This window comes from Sphingobacterium hotanense (genome assembly GCF_008274825.1).
Taxonomy (GTDB): domain Bacteria; phylum Bacteroidota; class Bacteroidia; order Sphingobacteriales; family Sphingobacteriaceae; genus Sphingobacterium; species Sphingobacterium hotanense.
Genome location: NZ_CP030848.1, coordinates 3585816 through 3611359, shown reverse-complemented (window position 1 = coordinate 3611359; position 25544 = coordinate 3585816). Strand labels below are relative to the sequence as shown.

The 25544-nt window shown below is 43.8% G+C and carries 16 protein-coding genes, 2 tRNA genes, 3 rRNA genes and 1 pseudogene; 17 read left to right on the top strand and 5 right to left on the bottom strand.

Features of this window, described 5'->3' with window-relative positions; all coding sequences use genetic code 11:
- The first annotated feature begins 456 nt into the window (after positions 1–456).
- Together priA and DSM08_RS15225 are read left to right on the top strand one after the other, a co-directional pair.
- Entirely contained in the window at positions 457–2937 is a 2481-nt protein-coding gene (gene priA, locus DSM08_RS15230; protein WP_149526951.1) for a replication restart helicase PriA, read from the top strand.
- A gap of 146 nt (positions 2938–3083) precedes the next feature.
- The gene (locus DSM08_RS15225; protein ID WP_149526950.1) at positions 3084–3425 is read left to right on the top strand and encodes a cupin domain-containing protein; all 342 of its coding nucleotides are present in this window, start codon (positions 3084–3086) and stop codon (positions 3423–3425) included.
- Between the two features lie 109 nt (positions 3426–3534).
- Here the strand turns inward: DSM08_RS15225 and DSM08_RS15220 are convergent.
- Positions 3535–4237: pseudogene (locus DSM08_RS15220) on the bottom strand (DUF4886 domain-containing protein).
- A gap of 412 nt (positions 4238–4649) precedes the next feature.
- Between DSM08_RS15220 and DSM08_RS15215 the strand changes: the two are divergent.
- The 3 genes from DSM08_RS15215 (at position 4650) to DSM08_RS15205 (ending at position 7626) form a co-directional block, all read left to right on the top strand.
- A complete protein-coding gene (locus DSM08_RS15215) occupies positions 4650–5306 on the top strand; it encodes a protein-L-isoaspartate(D-aspartate) O-methyltransferase (protein ID WP_149526949.1) in 657 nt (218 codons plus the stop codon).
- Positions 5307–5377: 71 nt separating this feature from the next.
- The gene (locus DSM08_RS15210; RefSeq protein ID WP_149526948.1) at positions 5378–7192 is read left to right on the top strand and encodes a MutS-related protein; all 1815 of its coding nucleotides are present in this window, start codon (positions 5378–5380) and stop codon (positions 7190–7192) included.
- A 29-nt stretch (positions 7193–7221) separates the two neighbouring features.
- The gene (locus DSM08_RS15205; protein ID WP_149526947.1) at positions 7222–7626 is read left to right on the top strand and encodes an acyl-CoA thioesterase; all 405 of its coding nucleotides are present in this window, start codon (positions 7222–7224) and stop codon (positions 7624–7626) included.
- A gap of 7 nt (positions 7627–7633) precedes the next feature.
- On the opposite strand, the gene DSM08_RS15200 is transcribed toward DSM08_RS15205, so the two are convergent.
- The 3 genes from DSM08_RS15200 to DSM08_RS15190 all read right to left on the bottom strand — a co-directional run bounded on the left by DSM08_RS15200 (position 7634) and on the right by DSM08_RS15190 (position 10877).
- Positions 7634–8698 (bottom strand): NADH:flavin oxidoreductase/NADH oxidase, encoded by a 1065-nt coding sequence (locus DSM08_RS15200; RefSeq protein WP_149526946.1) that lies wholly within the window; start codon positions 8696–8698, stop codon positions 7634–7636.
- A 243-nt stretch (positions 8699–8941) separates the two neighbouring features.
- Positions 8942–9313 (bottom strand): DUF779 domain-containing protein, encoded by a 372-nt coding sequence (locus DSM08_RS15195; protein WP_149526945.1) that lies wholly within the window; start codon positions 9311–9313, stop codon positions 8942–8944.
- Positions 9314–9374: 61 nt separating this feature from the next.
- Entirely contained in the window at positions 9375–10877 is a 1503-nt protein-coding gene (locus DSM08_RS15190) for an aldehyde dehydrogenase family protein (RefSeq protein WP_149526944.1), read from the bottom strand.
- A gap of 218 nt (positions 10878–11095) precedes the next feature.
- On the opposite strand from DSM08_RS15190, the gene DSM08_RS15185 reads away from it, so the two are divergent.
- The gene (locus DSM08_RS15185) at positions 11096–12022 is read left to right on the top strand and encodes a helix-turn-helix domain-containing protein (RefSeq protein ID WP_149526943.1); all 927 of its coding nucleotides are present in this window, start codon (positions 11096–11098) and stop codon (positions 12020–12022) included.
- On the opposite strand, the gene smpB is transcribed toward DSM08_RS15185, so the two are convergent.
- Positions 12009–12464, bottom strand: coding sequence for an SsrA-binding protein SmpB (gene smpB / locus DSM08_RS15180; protein ID WP_149526942.1), 456 nt, complete (start codon positions 12462–12464; stop codon positions 12009–12011). The two genes, DSM08_RS15185 and smpB, sit on opposite strands and share 14 nt — an antisense overlap.
- 298 nt (positions 12465–12762) lie before the next feature.
- On the opposite strand from smpB, the gene spt reads away from it, so the two are divergent.
- The 11 genes from spt (at position 12763) to DSM08_RS15125 (ending at position 25543) form a co-directional block, all read left to right on the top strand.
- Complete coding sequence (gene spt / locus DSM08_RS15175) at positions 12763–13971, top strand: serine palmitoyltransferase (protein ID WP_149526941.1); 1209 nt, start codon at positions 12763–12765, stop codon at positions 13969–13971.
- Positions 13972–13986: 15 nt separating this feature from the next.
- Positions 13987–15108, top strand: a complete 1122-nt coding sequence (locus DSM08_RS15170; protein WP_149526940.1) for a hypothetical protein — start codon at positions 13987–13989, stop codon at positions 15106–15108.
- Positions 15105–16103 (top strand): NAD-dependent epimerase/dehydratase family protein, encoded by a 999-nt coding sequence (locus tag DSM08_RS15165; protein ID WP_149526939.1) that lies wholly within the window; start codon positions 15105–15107, stop codon positions 16101–16103. The genes DSM08_RS15170 and DSM08_RS15165 overlap by 4 nt, the downstream gene beginning before the upstream one ends.
- A gap of 12 nt (positions 16104–16115) precedes the next feature.
- Positions 16116–16811: a CDP-alcohol phosphatidyltransferase family protein gene (locus DSM08_RS15160; RefSeq protein ID WP_149526938.1), complete on the top strand. Its 696-nt coding sequence runs from the start codon at positions 16116–16118 to the stop codon at positions 16809–16811.
- Positions 16812–16822: 11 nt separating this feature from the next.
- The gene (locus DSM08_RS15155; RefSeq protein ID WP_149526937.1) at positions 16823–17209 is read left to right on the top strand and encodes a GtrA family protein; all 387 of its coding nucleotides are present in this window, start codon (positions 16823–16825) and stop codon (positions 17207–17209) included.
- A gap of 1091 nt (positions 17210–18300) precedes the next feature.
- Positions 18301–19829 (top strand): 16S ribosomal RNA (locus tag DSM08_RS15150).
- A 120-nt stretch (positions 19830–19949) separates the two neighbouring features.
- Positions 19950–20026 (top strand) — tRNA-Ile (locus tag DSM08_RS15145).
- A 13-nt stretch (positions 20027–20039) separates the two neighbouring features.
- Positions 20040–20113 (top strand) — tRNA-Ala (locus DSM08_RS15140).
- 225 nt (positions 20114–20338) lie between these two features.
- A 23S ribosomal RNA gene (locus DSM08_RS15135) occupies positions 20339–23220 on the top strand.
- A gap of 95 nt (positions 23221–23315) precedes the next feature.
- A 5S ribosomal RNA gene (rrf, locus tag DSM08_RS15130) occupies positions 23316–23427 on the top strand.
- Together the 16S, 23S and 5S rRNA genes with 2 tRNA genes alongside form the textbook arrangement of a ribosomal RNA operon.
- A gap of 643 nt (positions 23428–24070) precedes the next feature.
- A complete protein-coding gene (locus tag DSM08_RS15125; RefSeq protein ID WP_149526936.1) occupies positions 24071–25543 on the top strand; it encodes a S10 family peptidase in 1473 nt (490 codons plus the stop codon).
- Position 25544 lies beyond the last annotated feature (1 nt).

Genomic DNA, 25544 nt, shown 5'->3' with positions numbered 1-25544 from the left:
AGTAGTTAGTATTTAGACCTATGGCTGCTATTAGATTTTAGACAATAGATATTAGATATTAGAGTATGGCGCCGACTAGGCGCTTTTTTTGTGGCTGTTATTTTGTTTAGAGCGGAATTTTTGTCTTGAACCAGGAAAGGAAGGTTGAAAGGGTGTTCAGGATCAAGCGTTTACCTTTCTTTCCAATCCTGATCATCTTTTCATCCTTTTTTTCTTGGTTCAGACAATACTCTATTCTCTAACATCTAATAGCCGTCATAGGTCTAAATACTAACTACTAAATACTAACTACTATTCAAACCCCTTTCACTCCCAATTCACTCCCAATTCAAACCCGCTCCGGAAGGGTTTTGATTGGGTTATGAAAAGGCTTTAAAAGATTAATAACCTGAATCAGGTACTTATTTAATACGACAAATACAGCCTGATAATCCTTTATTTCTATATTTTTGTAGTATGTCTGAATTGGAATTGTTGCCCCGAAACCGGAAAACACTTTTTGTTGAAGTCGTATTGCCATTGGCAATCGCAAAGACCTATACTTATCGCGTTCCTTACGAGTTGAATGAGCGGGTGGAGATTGGTGTGCGCGTCATTGTGCAGTTCGGGAAAAACAAGATTTATTCGGGTATCGTGAAATCCATAACGGAGGAGGCACCTTCCAAATACGAGGCAAAATATATTTTAGACGTTGCGGATGACGAACCTATCGTTAATGAGCGACAACTGCAACTGTGGGACTGGATGGCCGATTACTATATGTGCCATACGGGGGATGTGATGCAAGCGGCTTTGCCGGCAGCATTGAAAATGGCGTCAGAGACGAAGATTGTCGCGTCTGATAATCCAGATTTGGATCGATCGTTATTATCCGATAAGGGCTATATGGTGTTGGATGCGCTAGATGTGGCGGGGGAGCTGTCGGTCAATGATGTGATGAAGATCTTAGGGCAGAAGTCCGTTTTCCCCTTGCTGCGCAGTTTATTTGAACATGGTTATATCTTGATTTCCGAAGAGATCAAGGAGAAATATAAGCCCAAGACGAAGGTTTTCCTCAAGCTGTCGAAGGTGTTCTTTGACGATGATAGCAAGCGAGCGTTGTTGGATGAATTGAACCGAGCGCCAAAACAACAGGATGCTATTTTAGCTTATTTTCAACTTCGTAAGACCAAATCAGACATCTCTCGTCAGGATTTGATGGAGGCAAGTGGCTGTGGTACCTCCGCGATTACCGGCTTAATTGATAAGGGCGTGCTGGAAGTGGAGGAAAAAGTGGTTAGCCGCTTTGAAGGAACGGATATACTTTTATCTCCTGATTTTAAGTTCAGCGAGGCTCAGCAAAGGGCCTATGATGAGATTAAAAGCTATTTCAATGAAAAAGATGTGGTGTTATTGCATGGAGTTACGGCTTCGGGTAAAACACAACTTTATATACGATTAATCGAAGAGACGCTTGCGCAAGGTAAGAATGCGCTTTACTTATTGCCGGAAATTGCTTTGACAGCGCAAATTACAGAGCGTCTCAAGTTGCATTTTGGTGATAAGCTAGGTGTTTATCATTCGAAGTTCAATGATAATGAGCGCGCCGAAGTGTGGCACAAAGTCCGCAAAGGCGAGTTCCAGGTGATTATTGGTGCGCGTTCGTCAATCTTCTTGCCGTTCAAAGATTTGGGTTTGCTGATCGTCGATGAGGAGCATGAAAACTCTTACAAACAGTATGATCCGGCACCAAGATATCATGCGCGTGATACGGCTATTTATCTTGCGCATCAGCATCAGGCGAAAGTATTACTAGGTTCTGCTACGCCTTCTGTCGAGTCGTACTATAATGCGAAAGCTGGGAAATACGGTTTAGTGAAATTGCTAGAACGCTTTGGCGATGCTAAGCTGCCTGGTATTCAGGTTGTCGATGTTACGGAAGCCTCTCGGAAAGATGAGATGAGTTCGTATTTCAGCAAGGCACTATTGACGGCGATCCAAGAAGCGATTGAACGAAAAGAGCAAATTATCCTATTCCAGAATAGAAGAGGACATACGCCGTTTCTGCAATGTGGTACCTGTGGTTATGTAGCCAAATGTGTCAATTGCGATGTGAGCTTGACGTATCATAAGACCAGCAATCTGTTGCATTGCCATTATTGTGGCTTCTCGGAAGATACCTTGAATGTATGTCCGGCCTGTGGCATGCCGAATATGCAGAGCAAGGGATTCGGTACCGAAAGAGTGGAAGAGGAACTGGAATTGCTGATGCCGGATCTGAGGATCGGTCGTTTAGACTTGGATTCTACCAAAGGAAAATATGGTTTCGACCGTGTGATATCGGCGTTTGATAATCAGGAGTTTGATGTGCTGATCGGAACACAAATGATCACAAAGGGCTTAGATTTTGGAAATGTCAGCCTGATCGGTATCATCAATGCCGATGGCATGATCAATTTTCCCGATTTCAGAGCCTATGAGCGTGCATTCTCCCTATTCTCGCAGGTTGCGGGCCGCGCCGGTCGCCGACAAGCGGAAGGTACCGTGATCATCCAGACCTATACGCCAAATCACCGTATCCTGGAGCAGGTAAGAAATCACGATTATGAGGATATGTTCATGACGGAAGTTACCGAGCGTAAAAACTATCAATATCCTCCATTCTATAGACTAATTAAATTGGATGTAAAGCATCCCGATAAAGATTTGGTGCATGCCGCAGCAAGTCATCTAGCATCCCTTTTGCGACAGACCCTCGGCCAGCGCGTGCTGGGCCCCGAACCTCCATTGGTCGCTAGAGTACGTAATAATTTTATCCAAACCATCACCCTCAAAATCGAACGCAAAGATATCTCCATCGTCAAAGTGAAGGAACTGATTCGACAAGCAATCCTACACTTCGAACTCGACAAAAAGAATAAAGGCGTTCGAGTGCAGATTGATGTTGATCCCTATTAGAGGGAAGTATTTAGTAGTTAGTATTAAGACCCCAAAAGAATTCGTGCGTGTCAATCTAACGGATTAAGATTTTGTAGTAATAGTTTGATGAGTAATGTTATCCTATTTTACTATCTTAGGTTCGTAAAATTTATTAACTATCGATTATGAGTATTATCCGTAAAAACTTAGTTGAACATTATAATTGGGGGGATAAATGCGATGGTTGGCACATGCTGAAAACAGCGGGATTGAGTGTGATTGAAGAGCGGATGCCAGCCGGTGCGGCGGAGGCTATGCACTATCATGAATGTGCGCAGCAATTCTTTTATATTTTGAAAGGCGAGGCCGTTTTCGAAAAGGAAGGAAAGCAATTTGAAGTAAAAGCTAAGCAAGGTTTTGTGATCAAACCTTTCGAGAAGCATAGAATATTAAATAACTCGAAGGAAGACTTGGAGTTTCTTGTTATTTCTGAACCTTTAGCACACGGAGATAGAATAGAGATATAACCTACATAGCATAAATTATATCTCTATTTTCTTGAAAATTTTCAGTTTTAATTAGCGGATTTAAGTAAGTAGCACGTCCTAGGTCTTAATACTAACTACTAAATACTAACTACTTCCTTATTTTAGATACTTTAAACGGCTTCTTAACGGCTTTCTGTGCTGCTTCTTTGGCAATCTTTGCTTGCAGATCAGTTAGTTTTTCGGGTTTGTAGGTGTTCTTTCTGGGGTCGAGATTAAATAATTTTGCGTACCAAGTTGCGGCTGCGGTGAAGCGTCCGTAGTCAAGGTCGAGATGGTATCCGTCGCGGGTGAAGGTGTCGCCGATGCTGCTTGTTCTAGCATTTTGAATGGCTGTTCCTGCAGGTACGATAAAGCTAAAGTCGCCGGATTTATCGATCTGGGATGTGGCATTTACAATGCTGTCGTACATCACGAGTTGATTTTGGTTATAATTCTTAAACCCTTCGTGCTTGGAATCTGCTTGGTATGCCCATGTCTGATGATAGACCAGTTTGGTGTCAGGGTTGACATGTGCAAAAACATAGGTCCATACATCTGGAAGAGTTTCCATAATTACGCTGTACTTCCCCGAAAGAGGGCTTGCCTGCTGCAGGCTGACGAAGTCCCAGTTCTCGTCTTCAATTGCTTCTGCTATACTTACCTTGTCGGTTTTCGTCTTTGTGCCCTCGAGGCTTATTTTGCGGTAATTGTATACCTTGTTGTTGTTATGGGCGTTTTTAAGGTGCAGCGACAGCGGTGCCCCACCGATATAGGTTTCCGATGACCATCTTTTTGTTGGCTGCTTTCGCCATATCATATAAGTAGTTCTCCAAAGCATCCTCCGAGAAGCTGTTTCCTATGGCCAAGACTTTGATGACATCATCATCTTTGGGCGACGTCTGTTGCTCTTGAGCGGCTAGTGGATTGATTTGGAAAAGTGCGATCAGAATAATTGTGAATAGTTGCCTCATGGGAATAATATTTAGCGCTTGTGTTGGAAATATATAGTTTATATTCATTTTGAATAGACCTTAATAGCTTGTCGCAATCGGCTATATTTTGCAACAATGTGCGGTGCAATAAGATAGCGTGAATCGATGTTCTAATTTACAAAAATAATAGTTGTTTTACTTGCATTTAACCAAAATTGGACATGCTTCTGACCTTTAATGAATTGCATTTAAACATTAAAAATGTAATAAATTAAGGGTATTTTTGAGCGATATGGCATACAAGTTTGTAGATAATTATCGGGAGCAAGGCGCTAGGAAGCAACTGGTGAGACACCTGGAGAAGCGGGGGATTGATGATAAGCGGGTGTTGAATGCAATAGGGAAAGTTCCTAGACATTTCTTTTTCGATGAGACTTTTTGGAATCAAGCTTATCGGGATATCGCTTTTCCAATCGGCGATGGGCAGACCATATCACAACCTTATACCGTAGCATACCAAAGTCAGCTTTTGCATATCAATAAAGGCGATAAGGTATTGGAAATAGGTACGGGTTCGGGCTATCAGACCTGTATTCTATTGGAATTGGGAGCAAACGTGTACACCATAGAACGCCAAGAGAATCTTTACCAACGAACGATACAGGTATTGCCGTATATGGGCTATAAGGCTAATTTTTTCTTGGGGGATGGATCTAAGGGGATTCCTGAACATGGTCCTTACGATAAAATCATTGTTACGGCCGGTGCGCCTTTTGTGCCGGAGAAAATGCTTAAACAACTGCGCCTAGGCGGATTGATGGTTATTCCGGTCGGCGATGAGAAGTTTCAAAAGATGGTGACCATTCTACGAGTGGGCGAGAATGACTTCGAGCGTATCGAGCTAGATACCTTCCGTTTTGTGCCGCTTGTCGGCGATCAAGCCTGGTAAGGAAATTCAAGATTAATTTTATTCAATAAATATAATGCTCGGTTTTGCCGGGCTTTTTATATTTTTAGCGCATGAGTCAAGTATTTTACCACAACAACATAAAAGCAGTTAGGGAAACGATTAGTAGCCTGGAGAAGCAGATAACGCGGAATTCGTTTCTGCGATTGGCCATAATGATCGGCGGAGGGATTTTAGTGTTCCAGCTTTTTAAGACCAATAATATCTTCTTGGTGGTGGGCACTATTATCGGGATTATTCTTCTCTTTGCTTACTTGGTATTTCGGCATAGTAAGATTGAGCGTAAGCTGCAGGAAGCTAAGGTTTTCCTACAGATCAATGAGAATGAGATCAAAATGATTGAGGAGCATCAAAATATGTATGCCAATGGGTCGGAATTTGAAGATCCGAAGCATCCCTATACTGGTGATTTGGATGTATTTGGTCAGCATTCTTTATTTGAGAAGATCAACCGCTGCGCTACTAAAGATGGTATTTCTTCGCTTGCTTCCTGGTTGCTGAAGGCTTCGCAGCGCGAGGATATATTGGCTCGGCAATCGGCATCAGCGGAGTTAAGTCAAGATCCCGAACATCTGCAGTTATTCCAAACGAAGATGCTTTTTAACTTGGGCTCTAAGGTTAATTTAAGGACCTATATTCAAAGTTATTTCCACGACAAGTCAATGGCTTTTGGGAATGCTTTTATGCGCTTGTATGTGCCTATTGCGCCGTGGATCTTCCTTGCGGGCATCCTAGTATCCTTGTTTGTATATAATATCGCTTCCTATTTGATTGCTTTAGCGATTGTTCATTTGCTATGGACGATGAGTCAGGGCGGAAAGGTGAGTCAGTTTTCGAATAAGATTGACAAGATTGGTGTTTCGCTAATAGCTTTTGCGGATGCGATTAAGCTGATGGAAGATAGAAACTATCAGAGTGAGCTCAATAAAGAATTACAAGCACAGCTGCAATTGAAGGATGGGGATAAGAAGCTTTCTTCGGTTATCCGTGAGCTAGGGCAATTGATCGATAAGCTAGATGCTCGAAACAATATGCTGGTCGGTGCAATCTTGAATATGTTGTTCCTATGGGATTTTAAGCAGGTGATGGCAATCAATAAATGGAAGGATAACTATCAGGATACGATAATCTCAGGATTTGATGCGATCAGTACCTACGAAGCTTTAATTTCTTTGGCGATTCTATGCTATAACTTCCCGGAATGGATTCAACCGGAGATCAAAGAAGATTTTCTAGCAGACAAATTGAATGCAAAAGACGTGAATCATCCTTTAATCGATGCGGAGAAAGCGGTTGCTAATGATTACCGTGCTGAGGATCACCAGATAGCTTTGATTACAGGTTCCAACATGGCTGGGAAAAGTACGTTCTTGCGTACAGTAGGGATAAACGCTGTTTTAGCTTATGCTGGAGGGGTGGTTTGCGCTAGGGAGTTTTCTATCCCGATCTACGAATTGGTGACTTATATGCGTATCAAAGATTCGCTGAACGAGAGTACGTCGACCTTCAAGGCGGAGTTGGATCGCATGAAGTTTATTCTGGAACGTGTGGAACAGATTCCTGCGAGTTATTTTCTGATTGATGAAATGCTACGTGGAACAAACTCGGTCGATAAATACTTAGGATCGAAAGCAATTATTAAAAAGTTTATCGGCTTGAACGGTAAAGGGATGTTGGCTACGCATGACCTGCAATTGGCGGAGATGTCGAAAGACTATCCAAATGCTTTAAAGAACTACCATTTTGATATACAGGTCCAGGGTTCGGAGATGTTGTTCGACTATAAGTTGAAGGACGGTCCATGTACCATTTTTAATGCTTCCCTGCTATTAAAGGGTATCGGGGTAGTTGTCGAAAATGAAAATTAGTTCCTACCTTTGCGGTCTCAAATAAGATAATGACAGTTCAAGAACGTATTGACGCTAGTGAAACACGCATTGCGATGACCGTGTTTCCTTTCCACACAAACCACCATGACACTCTTTTTGGTGGTAAAGCATTGGCAATGATGGATGAGGTTACTTTTATGTGTGGTACCCGCTTTTGCCGTAAACAATTAGTTACCGTTTCGACGGATAAGATCGATTTTCATAAAGCTATTCCTTCTGGAAGTATTGTCGAAGCGATTGCAAAAGTAGAGTCTATTGGTCGTACCAGCTTAAAGGTTTTCGTAGAGATCTATGTAGAGAATATGTACCATGACGGCCGAGAGTTGGCTATTCAGGGACGTTTTACGCTAGTAGCACTCGACGATAATAAGAAGCCTATCCCGGTGTTGGAAGGGCTGGATGTGACGGATTAAGTTATTGTTATTCAATCTTTGCGCGCTCATATTGAGGCGCCCAAGCTAAGTCGATAGATAAATCTTTAGCCCATTGATATACGAGATGCGGATCTCTTAAGAAAGCTCTCGCGATTAATACAAAGTCAGCATGTTCATCTTCAATAATTTGATTTGCCTGCTGAGCAGAGTTGATAAGCCCTACGGAACCGGTTATTAGGCCGGTTTCTTTTTTGATATGGCTCGCGAAGGGAACCTGATACCCGGGCTCTACGGGGATCTTTTGCCAGTGTACAGCTCCACCGGTAGAAACATCGATTACTTCCACTCCAGCTTCTTTTAATCGCTTCGCCAATGCGGTAGATTGTTCTAAATCCCAACCGCCCTCCGCCCAATCTTTGGCAGAGATCCTGATCCATAGCGAATGCTCATCGCCAAGTGTAGTCTTAATCGCTTCCACGATTTCCATCAACAATCGGATGCGATTTTCAAAACTTCCGCCGTACTCGTCATGACGTTTATTAACCAACGGGGATAAAAATTGATGGATCAAGTAGCCATGTGCTGCGTGGATTTCGATAATCTGGTAACCCGCCTGCACCGCCCGTTCGGCAGCATCAGCGAAGTCTTTCACAACCTGTTGTATCTCCGCTGCGCTTAAAGCTTTCGGAGGATGATCGTTTTCATGATAAGGGATTGCACTGGAAGAGACCGTCTGCCAGCCATGCTCATCGTCGGGAGCAAACTGATTTCTACTGATCCAAGGCTTATCCGTGCTGGCCTTTCTGCCGGCATGCGCAAGTTGTATCCCCGGAATACTTCCCTGCTCTTTAACGAACGCCGTAATCTCGCTGTATTTTTCAACATGCTCATCTTTCCAAATCCCTAAATCACCGTAGGAAATCCTTCCCTCCGGACTGACTGCAGTAGCCTCCTGAATAACAGCGCCCGCCTTCCCAATAGCAAACTGCCCTAAATGCACCAAGTGCCAGTTATTAGCATAGCCGTCCTCCGCAGAATACTGACACATCGGCGATACGACAATACGATTGGAAATTGTGATGTTTTTTAGGGGTAAAGTCTTAAAAAGCATAGTTGGAGTAGATATTAGATTTTAAACATTAGATGTAAGATGCATGCGTTAGCTAGTTTCGTTGCATAAGAGGCTTTAAAGCTCTTTTTAGTGAATTTGACGCATTCTCACTTCAGCTAAAGATAATAATATATAACAAAAGTGAGTCGTGCTAATTAAAAACAAATGTAAAGTACGGCTTTACGACGCCCAATATCTATTGGATCGGCTCTGAAGTCTAAAATCTACTGTCTAATATCTAAACTAGTATCTGACCACCGGTTCCAAATTCTTCAGTTCTTCCTCGGAGAACAGTTTGTAGTGGATCTTGAAAGTTTTGCCAAGGGGAGTTTCTAGTGAGAATCCTCCTGGTCCAAATCCGTCGAGTACATCGAGGGTAAAGTGGGAGTACTGCCAATATTCGAAGAGGTCTCTATCAATCCAGAATTCATATCCTTCGACGAGTCCGATCATAGCGTCGTTCATGCGCGGGTAGAATCCGCCTTTTTCGAAGCACTGCGGTTGTGTTCCTTCGCAGCAGCCCCCTGCTTGGTAGAACATTAAGGGGCCATGCTTTTCACTTAATTCCTTGATTAGTTCCTTGGCTTTGTCTGTTGCGTCTATTCTTGAAATCATGTCGTATAGTATAAAAAAGGGGTTACCTAAATAACCCCTTACCCGATTGTATGTTTGATTTTTAAAAAAATCCTAGTTTTTCTTTGCTGTATGAAATCAGCATGTTTTTCGCCTGACGGTAGTGTGCTAACATCATTTTGTGGTTCTCGCGGCCTATACCAGACTGCTTGTAGCCCCCAAATGGCGCGCCTGCAGGGTAGGAGTGATATTGATTTACCCAGACACGTCCGGCTTGGATAGCGCGCGGCACCTGATAAAGCTCATGGGCGTCGCGTGTCCAAACGCCGGCACCTAAGCCGTAGATTGTGTCGTTTGCAATGGCGATCGCTTCGTCTACGTCTTTAAAAGTCGTCACAGCCAACACTGGTCCGAAGATCTCTTCTTGGAAGATGCGCATCTTGTTGTGTCCTTTGAAAAGGGTTGGTTTGATGTAGTAACCTTCTTCCAGTCCTTCGCCCACATTATTCTCATCACCTCCTGTCAATACCTCAGCGCCCTCTTCCTTACCCAATTTGATGTAGGACATAATCTTATCTTTTTGGATTTTCGAAGCCTGAGCACCCATCATTACTGTAGGGTCTAATGGATCACCTACTTTAATCTGATTAACACGCGCTACCACGCGTTCGATGAACTTATCATAGATGTCTTCCTGAATCAATAATCTCGACGGACAAGTACAGATTTCACCTTGGTTCAAAGCGAAGAGGACAGCGCCCTCGATGGCTTTATCCAAATAGGAATCATCTTCATCCATGACCGAAGAGAAAAAGATGTTTGGTGATTTACCACCCAGTTCAAGTGTTACAGGAATAATATTCTCTGTCGCATATTGCATAACTAGGCGACCAGTTGCCGTAGATCCTGTAAATGCTGCCTTGTTAATATCCGGATGGGTAACTAAATGGCGACCTAACTCTGAGCCAAATCCGTTCACGATGTTTATGACACCTGCAGGGATTAGGTCTCCAATTAGTTCCATTAAAACGAGGATAGATGTAGGGGTGCTTTCTGCCGGTTTTAGAACCACTGTACAGCCAGCTGCGAGTGCTGGAGCTAGTTTCCAAACCGCCATTAAAATTGGGAAGTTCCAAGGGATAATCTGCGCAACGACGCCTACCGGTTCATTAACAATCAGCGATACAGTATTCGCATCCAATTCGGATAATGATCCCTCTTCGGCACGGATAACACCCGCAAAATAGCGGAAGTGATCAATGGCCAATGGGATATCCGCGTTCAGCGTCTCGCGAACTGCTTTTCCGTTATCAATCGTCTCGACGATTGCTATTTTCTCTAAGTTCTCTTCGATACGGTCAGCAATCTTGTTCAAGATGATGCTGCGCTCTGTTGCAGAGGTTTTACCCCAAGTTTCAAAAGCTTTTTTCGCCGCAGCAACTGCCTTGTCGATGTCTTCTTTGGTTGAATGAGCAACCTGTGTAAACGGCTTGCCATCTAAGGGAGAAATATTGTCAAAATACTTTCCTTGAGAGGGTGCCTCAAATTTTCCATTAATGTAATTGTCATATCGTTCTTTGAACGATGGTCTTGCTAGTGCACTCATATTATCGTTTTTTCAAGTTTACTTTTTGGTACTATCCCAAATTTAAGGGAATCGAAATTTTGACAATAGCATTATCCTCGCAGACAATAGCATTATTCTATCATGCCGTTTTATTATTCATATCTGTCTACTATAATACGTATTCGATAAGCTATGGTTTTAGAATTTCGATAGATTTTATATATTTGATAAGCAGCCAATTATAAAATGTGTATGATATGAGCGGAAAAAATCTAATTCGTGCTCTTCCCTTTTCCAAAGAAAAGGAGTTGAGTACTTTGGTTGAAAACAGACGAGCATTTACCCTTGATAATTTCGAATTGAATATTTACGAAACTTATCAAGCAAGCAGTCTTGTGCCGCTGCAGTTCAGTGATATGGTTATTATCAATATGCTGAAGGGCAAGAAAGTCATGCATGTAAATGATATGCCTGCTTTCGATTATTTTCCTGGAGAGACGATTGTATTGCCGGCATCAAAGCCAATGGAGATCGACTTCCCGGAGGCTGCACTGCAGGATCCCACGCAATGCACGGCTTTGGTGGTGTCGGCCGATAAGATCGAACAAACGCTAAATTATCTTAACGAAAGCTATCCGAAAGAGAATAAGAATATCCAATGGAATCTATCTTGGGAGAATGTGCATTTCGCGAATACAAGCGAAATTGCCTCGCTTACAGATCGATTGTTCAGCACGATGACAAGCTCAGATCCGTTAAAGGATGTCTTATCGGATTTGTTGTTTAAGGAGCTTCTAGTGCGTATCATTCAGCAACAGAAGCTTTCAACCGTAGCGGTTTCAACGAAGGAGCAGGGGAGTAGCGTACTAGCACATTTACGAAATTACATTACATCAAATATAAACGATAAACTAACTATTGATCAGCTTAGCCAGCATGTAAATATGAGTAAGGCTAGCTTATTTCGTGTCTTTAAGGAAGAGGTAGGCATTACACCTATGGAGATGGTTATTCAAGAACGTCTGAACAAAGCGAAGGAATTACTACGAACGAAACTCTCTGTGAAAGAAGTCTGTTATGCATGCGGATTTTCCGACGTCAATTACTTCGTACGTATATTCCGCAAGCGGGAAAATATGACTCCTGGGAATTATCAGCGTCGCGCAGAAACTATCGTTTCATAGCGCGGTCGAGCTCTCTTTTGGACTCGCGTTCTTTAATGCTATCGCGTTTGTCGAAGTCTTTTTTACCCTGCGCCAATGCAATCTCTATCTTAGCATAACCGCGTTCATTTACGAAAATGCGAAGAGGAACGATCGTAAAACCTTTTTCCTCGCCCTTTTCGCGAAGCTTTTTAAGCTCTTTCTTGGTTAACAGAAGCTTCCTGTCGCGTTTAGCTTCGTGATTATAGAAGGATCCGAAAGAATATTCGGCAATATGCATGTTACGAATGTAAAGACCGTCTTCGAAAAATGCGCAAAAACTGTCGTTAATATTGGCTTTACCTTGACGTATGGATTTAATCTCAGTTCCCAATAATGCAATACCTGCGACATAGCGATCCAACAAGTGGAATTCGAAAGAGGCGCGTTTGTTTTTTATATTAACTGTTGATGAAATTGCCATTTTGTCCGTTTCGTTTGAAGCACAAAGGTAAGAATTTAGGAAAATTAGCAAAACAATCGCTGTTTTAATACTAAACAATCTGTTAATATTAATTTAATTTTATGATATTTATATGTCAAATTAAAACTAAATTGAGGTTTAAGTTTTGTATGTTTGCGACGATTTTTTGTATCAGAAGGTAAAAGTTACACTTATATTATTTGTAGTTAGGAGTAGTTTTGTACCTTTGTGGGATTTTTGACGTTTTTTGTTAAAAGTTCAAAAAGTAAATATTATTGAGAATATAGATACCTGACGAATGAGCAAGGGAAAATTAAACGAAAGAACCGCACGGTTTCTAAATGGCGAATTAGGGGATATTAAATCTAAAAACTTATACGCTTATTTTAGACCTATACAATCTAAGCAGGACACTGAGGTTATTATTGATGGCCAAAGAGTTTTAATGTTTGGATCTAATTCCTACCTAGGTTTAACGACTGATCCTCGTATCATTCAAGCTTCGCAGGATGCTCTTGCGAAATACGGTACGGGATGTGCTGGCTCTAGATTTCTTAATGGTACCCTAGATATTCACGTGGAACTGGAAGAGAAATTGGCAGATTACGTTGGTAAAGATGCTGCTATTCTTTTCAGTACCGGATTCCAGTCGAACTTAGGCCCATTGTCATGCTTGACTGGCCGTAATGACTATATTCTTTTGGACGAACGCGACCATGCATCTATCATCGACGGTAGCCGTTTGTCTTTCTCTAAAGTAATTAAGTACGCACATAATAACATTGACGATCTTCGTGATAAGATGTCTCGCCTTCCGGAAGAAAGTTTTAAGCTGATCGCTACGGACGGTATCTTCAGTATGGAAGGTGACATCGTTAAATTACCTGAACTTGTTCAAGTAGCTAACGAATTCGATGCTGCGATATTGTGTGACGATGCACATAGTTTGGGAGTAATTGGTGAAAAAGGAGCAGGTACTGCTTCGCATTTCGGACTTACTGAAGACGTTGATTTAATCATGGGAACATTCAGTAAATCCCTAGCTTCACTTGGTGGATTTGTTGCCGCAGATAAAGATACCATTGAGTATTTGAAACATAGAGCGCGTTCTTTGATGTTCAGTGCAAGTATGACGCCGGCTTCTGTCGCTTCTACTCTTAAAGCTTTGGAAATCATCCAAACAGAACCTGAACACATCGAGAAACTATGGGCGAATACAAATTACGCTAAGAAATTATTATTAGATAGCGGATTTGACTTAGGAGCTACTGAGAGCCCTATTCTACCTGTTTTTGTTAGAAATAACGAAAAAACTTATATTGTTACCAAAATGTTGCAAGACGACGGCGTATTTGTTAATCCAGTCGTTGCTCCTGCAGTTCCAGCTGAAGAATCTTTAATCCGCTTCTCGTTGATGGCAACTCATACTTTCGATCAGATTGATGAAGCTGTTGAGAAGTTGGCAAAGGTATTCAAAGCGCTGGAAGTTGAAACTTTTATAGGATAATAAAGCTTTAAACCTGTGATTACGATTGTTCCTGTAGAAACGAAGAGTCAGCGCGCGAGTTTCATTGATTTCCCGCACGACCTCTATGAGGCTGACCCTAACTACGTTCCTGAGTTATTCTTAGGACAGGATGATATGCTTAATCCAAAGAAACATCCTTTCTACAAACATTCACAAGCACAGCCCTTTTTAGCCTATCAAGACGGTAAAATCGTGGGGCGCGTGCTTGCTATCTACAACGTAAATCACAATAACTTTAACCATGTTAATGAAGGGCAGTTCGGTTTTTTTGATTGCATTAACGATCAGGAAGTAGCCAATAAATTGCTTGAAACAGCAACAGCATGGGTAAAAGCTAAAGGCGCCACCAATATTGTGGGGCCCATCAATTTATCGACAAACGACACTTGTGGTCTGTTGGTTGAAGGTTTCGACCGACCTCCAATGGCCATGATGCCTTATAATTTCCCCTATTACATCGACTTGATTTCGAACGCAGGCTTTGAAAAGAAAGAAGACCTTAGGGCCTATCTTGTTAATAAAGCCGGTGCTAGTCATCGTTCGGTGCTACTTTTGGATAAACTCGAAGCTCGTTTAGAGCGTTCGGGGATTATCCTTCGGCAGATCAATCTGAAAGATTTTAAAAACGAGGCTGAACGCATCAAGGTGGTTTACAACAAGGCTTGGGATAAGAACCTGGGTTTTGTACCGATGACCGATGATGAGTTTTTCTATGTTGCGAAAGATTTAAAGATGATCGTCGATCCAAAGTACTGTATCCTCGCTCAAAAAGGAGATGAGATCGTGGGCTTTGCTCTTGGTGTTCCGAATATCAATGAGATTTTGATCAATATCAAGCGAGGTAGATTATTTCCGACCGGAATATTCAAATTGCTCTTCGGTAAAAAGAATATTAAGTCGCTTAGAGTGCTCATGCTAGGGGTATTGGATAACTACCGTAAGCTAGGAATTGAAGCCTGTTTATACGGTCGTATCATCAAAAATGCGATGCCCTCGGGTATTGTAGAGGCAGAATGCTCCTGGATGCTGGATCACAATTACATGATGAATCACGCTATTGAGCAAATCAATGCAGATTTCTACAAACGGTATCGTCTGTACGAAAAAGCGATATGAAAAAGAAAATCTTCATTACCGGTGCGAGCGGCTTTGTAGGTTCTCACCTGGTAGAGGCTGCCCAAAACTTGGGACTTGAGGTGCATGCTGCGGTAAGATCTAGCAGTATAACAGACCAAATAGCACCTTTTGTCGATAAATTCGTCTACCCAAACCTGGGGGATGCGCAAAATCTTAAAACGTTATTCGAAGAAGAGCAGTATCACTACATCATCCATGCCGCGGCAATGACCAAAGCAAAGGATGAGAAGCAGATGAATACCGTGAATGTGGACTACACGGAAGCCATTATCGAAGCGGCTACAACGGCTCAGATTCCATTGGAACGTGTCGTGTATGTGAGTAGTCTGGCTGCGGTAGGACCTATTGCCTTCAACAGTGAAAAATTGATCGATGAATCCTTTCCTTACCGCCCTGTCACAGTTTACGGACGCAGTAAGCGCGCTTCGGAATTGATGATTCGAGAAAAATTTGCCGACAAGCCTGTCTCTGTATTTCGGCCGACGGCAGTATATGGCCCACGCGAAAAGGATATTTTCATCTTGTTTGATACGATGAATAAGGGGCTCGATCCATATATCGGACGAAACCCGCAGAAGTTGAGCTTCATTTATGTCAAAGACTTATGCGAGGTGCTATTGCAGGGCTGTATCGTGAAACAGGATGGTTTGCAGTTTTACAATATCTCCGATGGTTTAGTTTATTCACGCTACGCCATGGCGGACATCTTTAAATCGACATTGAAGAAACGTCTGTTTAGGATTCATGTGCCATTGGCACTGATTAGATTGGTGGCGCAGCTGTCTCAAAGGCTCTATAAGAATTCGAGCAAAACACCGGTGATTTATCCGGAAAGGCTAGGGGAACTAACGGCAGAAAACTGGGGTTGTAATATCAATCACGCTGTCGAAACCCTTGGTTTCAACCCGAAATATGACTTGGAACGGGGGCTAACAGAGAGTTTAAATTGGTACAAAAGCCATAAATGGCTATAAAAAATATAAATAATGAGCGACGAGAAAATCAATAAAAAGTTGTTTCAAGATAGAAAACGCACAAATATCTTAAGCAATCCAGAACAAAGACTGATAACCTATTTAGTGCCACGCATACCCAATTGGATATCCTCTGATGGGTTGACGGCAATAGGCTTGTTTGGATCTTTGATGATATTGGGCAGCTTTTTATTGGCAGAATATGTTCACATTAACTACCTGCTCTTAGGTATTGTCGGCTTTTTCGTGCAATGGTTCGGCGATTCGTTAGATGGTCGAATTGCGTTCTACCGAAATAAATCGCGGAAGTGGTACGGATTCGCGCTAGACATCGTAATGGATTGGGTTAGTACGGTGTTTATCGGGTTGGGCTATGTTTTTTATGCGCCTGGCGACTTTAAATATCTCGGCTTTACATTGGTGGCTCTGTATGGCTGGGCGATGATTATTTCGCAGTTAAGATATCGCATCACTGATAAATACACGATTGACGCAGGACTTTTGGGCCCGACAGAGATTCGTGTGATCATTTCAGCAGTACTCGCGCTCGAGGTTTTTATCCCCGGATCGATCAATTATAGCGTGTTAGGAATCTGTATTATCTTATTCTTCATCAATCTGGGTGATACCAAGAAACTACTGGATCTTGGAGATATCAAAGATGCGGAAGAAAAAGCAGCAAAATTAAAGGAAGGTCAAGAGGCCTAAGATCGTAGCGGATGACAGCAAAAGTTAGAGAATTTCTGAAGGTTCAGCTGTCTGCCTTTATCGGCGGCCTGTCTGACTTTGGTATCTACACATTCTGTTATACTGTGCTAAAATATACGGCACCTTTCTCAAACGTCGTCAGCGGTAGCTTAGGCGCAATTGTCAATTTTACCATTAATCGCTATTGGTCATTCAATAGCCGCGCACAATCTATCGGCAGCCAGCTCTGGAAGTTTATCATCGTAGTGCTGGGAAGCATAGGGCTGAAATCATTGGGAATACACATATTCGTCGATTTGATGCATTGGCATTTCCTGCTCTCGAAGCTAATTGTAGAGATTGTTGTTTCCCTAGGCTTTAATTTCACTTTACAGAAATATTGGGTGTTCAGAAAATAGAATAGATATATTTTGAAAGATAATCCGAAAAGTTAGCAATTGATATTGCTAGCTTTTTGTTATTAGGAATGAATCGGTTGTTTACTGTATTTGTCTTGAACCAGGGAGGGAAGGATTTAAGGATTGACAGGATCGGGCGTACGTTTCCTAAAAGATATATAATCGATCGCGTTATCCACCGCCATACCCGATCCTGCTCATCCCTGCATCCTTCCTTTCCTGGTTCAGACAAACGCCGAAAAATCAAAACTTCCTTTCTCCCCTCCTTCAAAGACCAACCCGAAAAAACAAAATCCCCCTTCTAAAACAAAGTTTCAAAGACAGCTCCCCAAGCCCCGCCACACAGCTCCGACGACTCAGAACCCTTGTTCTCCCAATACAGACCCCATACAGAACCCAATCAAGCCCGCTCGGCAAGGGCTCTGATAGGGGAGAGCAAGGTTCCTGCAAAAGCTCTGCCCCGAAGCAGGCCCCTTCCGGCACCCTTCCAATCCCCAATTTCTCCCCTGAGTCCCCCGCAACCGCCCTTTTAGCATCGTCTTTCGATAAATTATTGCTCACATTGCTAGCGAGTTACGCTGTCCCGCTAAAAATATTCGTTTGCAGGTCTTGGAAGTATGGCTATTTTGTCCCTATCTTTGCACCACTCCGCAAGGGAGGGACGGCCGAAACGGCCATGACATCGGGAAGGAAAGAGCAAGGAATCTGCTGCTGAAAAGCAAGAGATTTGGACCTCAAAAAAAGCCTCAAAAAATATTTTAAAATAAATTTTGGGAATTAAAAAAAAACCTTCTACCTTTGCAGTCCCAACTACGGGGAACGGCTGAGAGCGCAAGGCTCGAAGCTGATAAAACTGAAAGCTTGAGCGCCACGGAAACAAGGCGCACAACATAAGAAAAGCGGAAGCGAGATGCGGAAGCGAAAAGTTCTTTAAGAAATAATGATCATGTAGCGCAGCGAGTAGACGCAAGTCGAAAGTTGAACAAGAAGATTTTTTAAATCAATTCAACCAGATCGGAACCAGGGAAACAGATATTTAAATAAAGACAATTCTATTTATTATAAATAGTCTTGATCTTACACTTCATTTTACAATGGAGAGTTTGATCCTGGCTCAGGATGAACGCTAGCGGCAGGCCTAATACATGCAAGTCGAACGGGATCCATTTGTTAGCTTGCTAACAGATGGTGAGAGTGGCGCACGGGTGCGTAACGCGTGAGCAACCTACCCATATCAGGGGGATAGCCCGAAGAAATTCGGATTAACACCGCATAAGACTACGAGATGGCATCATCAAGTAGTTAAATATTTATAGGATATGGATGGGCTCGCGTGACATTAGCTAGTTGGTGAGGTAACGGCTCACCAAGGCGACGATGTCTAGGGGCTCTGAGAGGAGAATCCCCCACACTGGTACTGAGACACGGACCAGACTCCTACGGGAGGCAGCAGTAAGGAATATTGGTCAATGGACGGAAGTCTGAACCAGCCATGCCGCGTGCAGGATGACTGCCCTATGGGTTGTAAACTGCTTTTGTCGAGGAATAAACCTATCTACGTGTAGATAGCTGAATGTACTCGAAGAATAAGGATCGGCTAACTCCGTGCCAGCAGCCGCGGTAATACGGAGGATCCGAGCGTTATCCGGATTTATTGGGTTTAAAGGGTGCGTAGGCGGCACTTTAAGTCAGGGGTGAAAGACGGCAGCTTAACTGTCGCAGTGCCTTTGATACTGAAGTGCTTGAATGCGGTTGAAGACGGCGGAATGAGACAAGTAGCGGTGAAATGCATAGATATGTCTCAGAACACCGATTGCGAAGGCAGCTGTCTAAGCCGTTATTGACGCTGATGCACGAAAGCGTGGGGATCGAACAGGATTAGATACCCTGGTAGTCCACGCCCTAAACGATGATAACTCGATGTTTGCGATATACAGTAAGCGTCCAAGCGAAAGCGTTAAGTTATCCACCTGGGGAGTACGCCCGCAAGGGTGAAACTCAAAGGAATTGACGGGGGCCCGCACAAGCGGAGGAGCATGTGGTTTAATTCGATGATACGCGAGGAACCTTACCCGGGCTTGAAAGTTACTGAAGGATGCAGAGACGCATCCGTCCTTCGGGACAGGAAACTAGGTGCTGCATGGCTGTCGTCAGCTCGTGCCGTGAGGTGTTGGGTTAAGTCCCGCAACGAGCGCAACCCCTATGTTTAGTTGCCAGCATTTAAGGTGGGGACTCTAAACAGACTGCCTGCGCAAGCAGAGAGGAAGGCGGGGACGACGTCAAGTCATCATGGCCCTTACGTCCGGGGCTACACACGTGCTACAATGGATGGTACAGCGGGCAGCTACATAGCAATATGATGCCAATCTCGAAAAGCCATTCACAGTTCGGATCGGGGTCTGCAACTCGACCCCGTGAAGTTGGATTCGCTAGTAATCGCGTATCAGCAATGACGCGGTGAATACGTTCCCGGGCCTTGTACACACCGCCCGTCAAGCCATGAAAGCTGGGGGTACCTAAAGCATGTAACCGCAAGGAGCGTGTTAGGGTAAAACCGGTAATTGGGGCTAAGTCGTAACAAGGTAGCCGTACCGGAAGGTGCGGCTGGAATACCTCCTTTCTAGAGCCTGATTCCGGCTCGTCTGCGCAACATTTGATCGTTAAAACAAGAAACACATTAGAAGAAAGTACCTGCCCAGCGTAAGTTGGCATGGTATCTTGAGAAGATGAGAATTAAGCTAGTCCCGTAGCTCAGTTGGTTAGAGCACTACACTGATAATGTAGGGGTCAGCAGTTCAAATCTGCTCGGGACTACCATAAGACACACGATGGGGAATTAGCTCAGCTGGCTAGAGCACCTGCCTTGCACGCAGGGGGTCAACGGTTCGAATCCGTTATTCTCCACAAGTCATCGAAGATGACAGATGTGAGACATCAGACAACAGACAATAGAGCCCTTTACGGCGCCCTAGGTCTACGATCTAATATCTGACATCTATTATCTAGCGAAGACAAAGAGTTCTTTGACATATTGGAAGAAAAGAGACACAAGAGAAGACAACAGAAGCTTTTTCTACTTGTAGAACAAGCGAAAGCAACCTATCACTTAGCAAAAGGGGTGATAGTGTGAAGAAAGTAAATAAGGGCACACGGGGGATGCCTAGGCTCTCAGAGGCGATGAAGGACGTGATAAGCTGCGATAAGCTGCGGGGATTGGCAAATGCGATTCGATCCGCAGATTTCCGAATGGGGCAACCTAATATACTGAAGGTATATTGTATAATACGCGAACGCGCCGAACTGAAACATCTAAGTAAGCGTAGGAGGAGAAAATAATAATGATTTCCCAAGTAGTGGCGAGCGAACGGGAAAGAGCCCAAACCTATATTGTTACGGCAATATGGGGGTTGTAGGACCACGACATTGTACTGTGCTATGAACTGGAAGCAGGTGGGAAACTGCGCGATATGGGTGATAGCCCCGTACAGGTAAAGAATACAGGCATAGTGGTATCCTGAGTACCGCGGGACCGGAGAAATCCTGTGGGAATCTGCCAGCACCATCTGGTAAGGCTAAATACTCCTGAGAGACCGATAGTGAACCAGTACCGTGAGGGAAAGGTGAAAAGAACCTCGAACAGAGGAGTGAAAAGAACCTGAAACCGTGTGCTTACAAGCGGTCGGAGCGGAGCGATTCCGTGACGGCGTGCCTTTTGCATAATGAGCCTACGAGTTACTCTTGTCCGGCAAGGTTAATTGATTAAGTCAAGGAGCCGAAGCGAAAGCGAGTCTGAATAGGGCGCATAGTCGGATGAGGTAGACGCGAAACCTTGTGATCTACCCTTGGGCAGGTTGAAGGTGCGGTAACACGTACTGGAGGACCGAACCGATAAACGTTGAAAAGTTTCCGGATGACCTGAGGGTAGGGGTGAAAGGCCAATCAAACTGGGAAATAGCTCGTACTCCCCGAAATGTTTTTAGGAACAGCGTCGGCATTGAGTCTAGCAGAGGTAGAGCTACCGATTGGGTGCGGGGGAGTCAAATCCTACCAAATCCAGACGAACTCCGAATGCTGTTAGATATGGCCGGCAGTGAGGCTTTGGGTGCTAAGGTCCAAGGCCGAGAGGGAAAGAACCCAGACCATCAGCTAAGGTCCCTAAATGTAGTCTAAGTTGAACTAACGAGGTCCGGTTGCCCAGACAGCTAGGATGTTGGCTTGGAAGCAGCCATTCATTTAAAGAGTGCGTAACAGCTCACTAGTCGAGCGACCGGGCGTGGATAATAAACGGGCATCAAGATTACTACCGAAGCTATGGATTGCAATTTATTGCACTGGTAGGGGAGCATTCTATAGGGGGCGAATCCGCAAGGTGACTTGTGGTGGACTTTATAGAAAAGCAAATGTAGGCATAAGTAACGATAAGGCGGGTGAGAAACCCGCCCACCGAAAGACCCAGGTTTCCTGATCAACGCTAATCGGATCAGGGTTAGTCGGGGCCTAAGGCTCATCCGAAAGGAGAACGCCGATGGACAACGGGTTAATATTCCCGTACTGTTGATGACTGCGATGTGGTGACGGAGTAGTGACACTGCCGCGAACTGACGGAATAGTTCGTTGAAGGACGTAGGTATTGGACCGGTAGGCAAATCCGCCGGTCTAGCTGAAATCTGATAGTACAGCAAACCCTCGGGGGCGCTGATAGTGCAGGTAAGCAGACTTCCAAGAAAACCCGCTAAGCTTCAGGTTATCAACACCCGTACCGCAAACCGACACAGGTGGTCGAGGAGAGAATCCTAAGGTGCTCGAGTGAATCATGGCTAAGGAACTCGGCAAAATGGCCCTGTAACTTCGGGAGAAGGGGCGCTTCCTCCAGTGATGGAGAAGCCGCAGTGAAAAGGCCCAGGCGACTGTTTAGCAAAAACATATGGCTTTGCGAAATCGAAAGATGAAGTATAAGGCCTGACACCTGCCCGGTGCTGGAAGGTTAAGAGGGGATGTCATCCGCAAGGAGAAGCATTGAATCGAAGCCCCAGTAAACGGCGGCCGTAACTATAACGGTCCTAAGGTAGCGAAATTCCTTGTCGGGTAAGTTCCGACCTGCACGAATGGTGTAACGATCTGGGCGCTGTCTCAGCCATGAGCTCGGTGAAATTGTGGTATCGGTGAAGACGCCGGTTACCCGCAACGGGACGGAAAGACCCCATGAACCTTCACTATAGCTTAACATTGAAATTGGGTACAGGATGTGTAGGATAGGCGGGAGTATGTGAAGCGGTTTCGCCAGGAATCGTGGATACAACCTTGAAATACCGCCCTTTCTGTATTCGGTTTCTAACTCGGCTGTGCCGAGGACATTGTTTGGTGGGTAGTTTGACTGGGGTGGTCGCCTCCAAAAAGGTAACGGAGGCTTTCAAAGGTAAGCTCAGTACGCTTGGTAACCGTACGAGGAGTGCAATGGCATAAGCTTGCTTGACTGTGAGACCTACAAGTCGACCAGGGTCGAAAGACGGACATAGTGATCCGGTGGTTCTGTATGGAAGGGCCATCGCTCAAAGGATAAAAGGTACTCTGGGGATAACAGGCTGATCTCCCCCAAGAGCTCATATCGACGGGGAGGTTTGGCACCTCGATGTCGGCTCGTCACATCCTGGGGCTGGAGAAGGTCCCAAGGGTTGGGCTGTTCGCCCATTAAAGTGGCACGCGAGCTGGGTTCAGAACGTCGCGAGACAGTTCGGTCCCTATCTGTTGTGGGCGTTGGAAGTTTGAGTGGATCTGACCTTAGTACGAGAGGACCGGGTTGGACGGACCGCTGGTGAACCTGTTATGCCGCCAGGTGTACGGCAGGGTAGCTACGTCCGGGATAGATAAGCGCTGAAAGCATCTAAGTGCGAAACTAGCCACGAGATGAGACTTCCTTATAGGGTCGTTGTAGATGACGACGTTGATAGGTCATAGGTGTAAAGGTTGAGAGACCAAAGCCAAGTGATACTAATAGCCCGAAGCTTTCCAATGCAGATAGTCTGTTGTCCTCTCTCTTTTTGAATCTTTTCTTCCAATAACATGTCAATGTTGGTACTTGCAAAGTGCAGGTTCAACAATAAGATATTCAGGTGCCTATATCGGCGGTGTCCACCTCTTCCCATTCCGAACAGAGAAGTTAAGCCCGCCAGAGCCGATGGTATTGCCGTAACAGGTGGGAGAGTAGGTCGGCGCCTATTTTTATACGAAAAGCTCGTTATCGAAAGATGACGGGCTTTTTTGTTGGTCTAGATTTTAGATGTTAGACATGAGATATTAGAGTAGGGCGCGGATATGGCGCCTTTTTTTTGTGGGTTGTTTTTGCTTGAAAGACGGATTGATAAGGAAAGATGATCTTTTGAGTTGTTTTTGCTTGAAAGGGAAGGAGTAGTAAAGAAAGATGATCTTTTGATCTTTTGATGTTTGTCTTGAACCAGGAAAGGAAGGATTTAAGGATTGGCAGGATCATGGTAATCTTTCAATCCTTCCTTTCCTGGTATTCAGACAGCTCTACCCAGTATCTATGTCTAATATCTGACGTCTTGAGCCGCCATACTCTAATGTCTTATTTCTAATGTCTATTATCTAATAGGAATTTTTGAAATGCAATTTTCCTCTTATACTAAATTATCCAATTCTTTACCTATTCTGACTATTTCGTCCAATTAAGCGTTGGTTTTTAATGATTGAGGTATATTTTCAATATATTGTATCCTGATTGAATTGGATATTTTTTGATATAGTAAAAGCCATTTTTGCGACGGCGACAACTCTAGTTGTTAATCCTACGTATTGACTGGAAGATGCTTTTTCTTCATATCTATTAAACCTATATTGCTCTTTATGAAAAACCTATTATTCCTTTTAGCATTGTTTATTTGTGTGGCCGAAACTTATGCCCAACGTCTCCCGCTCGCAGATTCCGCATTCGTTACCAAGCATCAAATTACTGCAAACGGGCAAAAATTTCCCTATTCCGCAAAAACGGGTACACAGCCTGTATGGGATGCCAATGGGAAAGTATTAGCGACTGTTCATTATACCTACTACACCCGTGATGATATCAGCAATAAAAGCAAACGACCGTTAGTTATTTCGTTTAATGGTGGTCCAGGGTCGGGGTCGGTATGGATGCATTTAGCATATACCGGCCCACGTTTACTCAATATTGATGATGAGGGATACCCATTGCAGCCATATGGTGTTAAAGAGAATCCATATACTATTCTTGATGTTGCTGATATCGTGTATGTTGATCCTATCAATACTGGCTACTCACGCATCTTAGATGAGAAAGCAGACCGTTCCTTATTTTTCGGAGTTAATGCTGATATCAAATACCTCGCTGAATGGATTAATACCTTTGTGACACGCAATAACCGTTGGGCATCCCCTAAATACTTGATTGGAGAAAGCTACGGTACTACTCGTGTTTCTGGATTGGCTTTAGAGTTGCAAAATGCACAATGGATGTATCTCAATGGTGTTATCTTAGTATCACCGACAGACCTAGGCTTAAAACGCGAAGGAGCTGTTGCTAAAGCGAATGTATGGCCTTATTACACTGCCGCGGCATGGTTCCATAAGCGCCTTTCTCCGGATCTTCAGAACAGAGACTTGGAAGAGTTATTACCCGAAGTGGAGAAATTTACACTCGATGAATTATTGCCGGCAATTGCAAGAGGCTCCAGTTTATCGGCCAATGATAAAAATGCTTTAGTTAAGAAAATGGCGAGATACTCCGGACTTTCCGAAACCATTATTGCTCAGAACAATCTGGATATCCCAACATCCTTGTTTTGGAAAGAGTTACTGCGTGATAAGGGACAAACAATAGGCCGATTAGACTCTCGATATTTAGGAATAGATCTACGTGATGGAGGCGAACGACCTGACTATAATGCGGAGTTGACATCCTGGCTACATTCCTTCACGCCAGCCATAAATTACTATTACGCTAATGAGTTAAAGTACAACACCGATGTGAAGTACAATATGTTTGGTCCTGTACATCCTTGGGATCGTAGTAACGATAATACGGGCTTGAACTTACGACAAGCCATGGCAGCAAATCCATATCTTCATTTGATGGTGCAATCCGGATACTATGATGGTGCGACGGACTACTTCAATGCGAAATATAATATGTGGCAGATGGATCCTTCGGGAAAGCTTTCCTACCGTATGAGCTTTGTAGGCTATCGTAGCGGCCACATGATGTATCTTCGAAAAGAAGACCTGATTAAAGCGAATGAAGATATTCGCCAATTTATTAAAAAATCACTCCCAGCTGCAGATAAAGCTGCAAAATACTAGA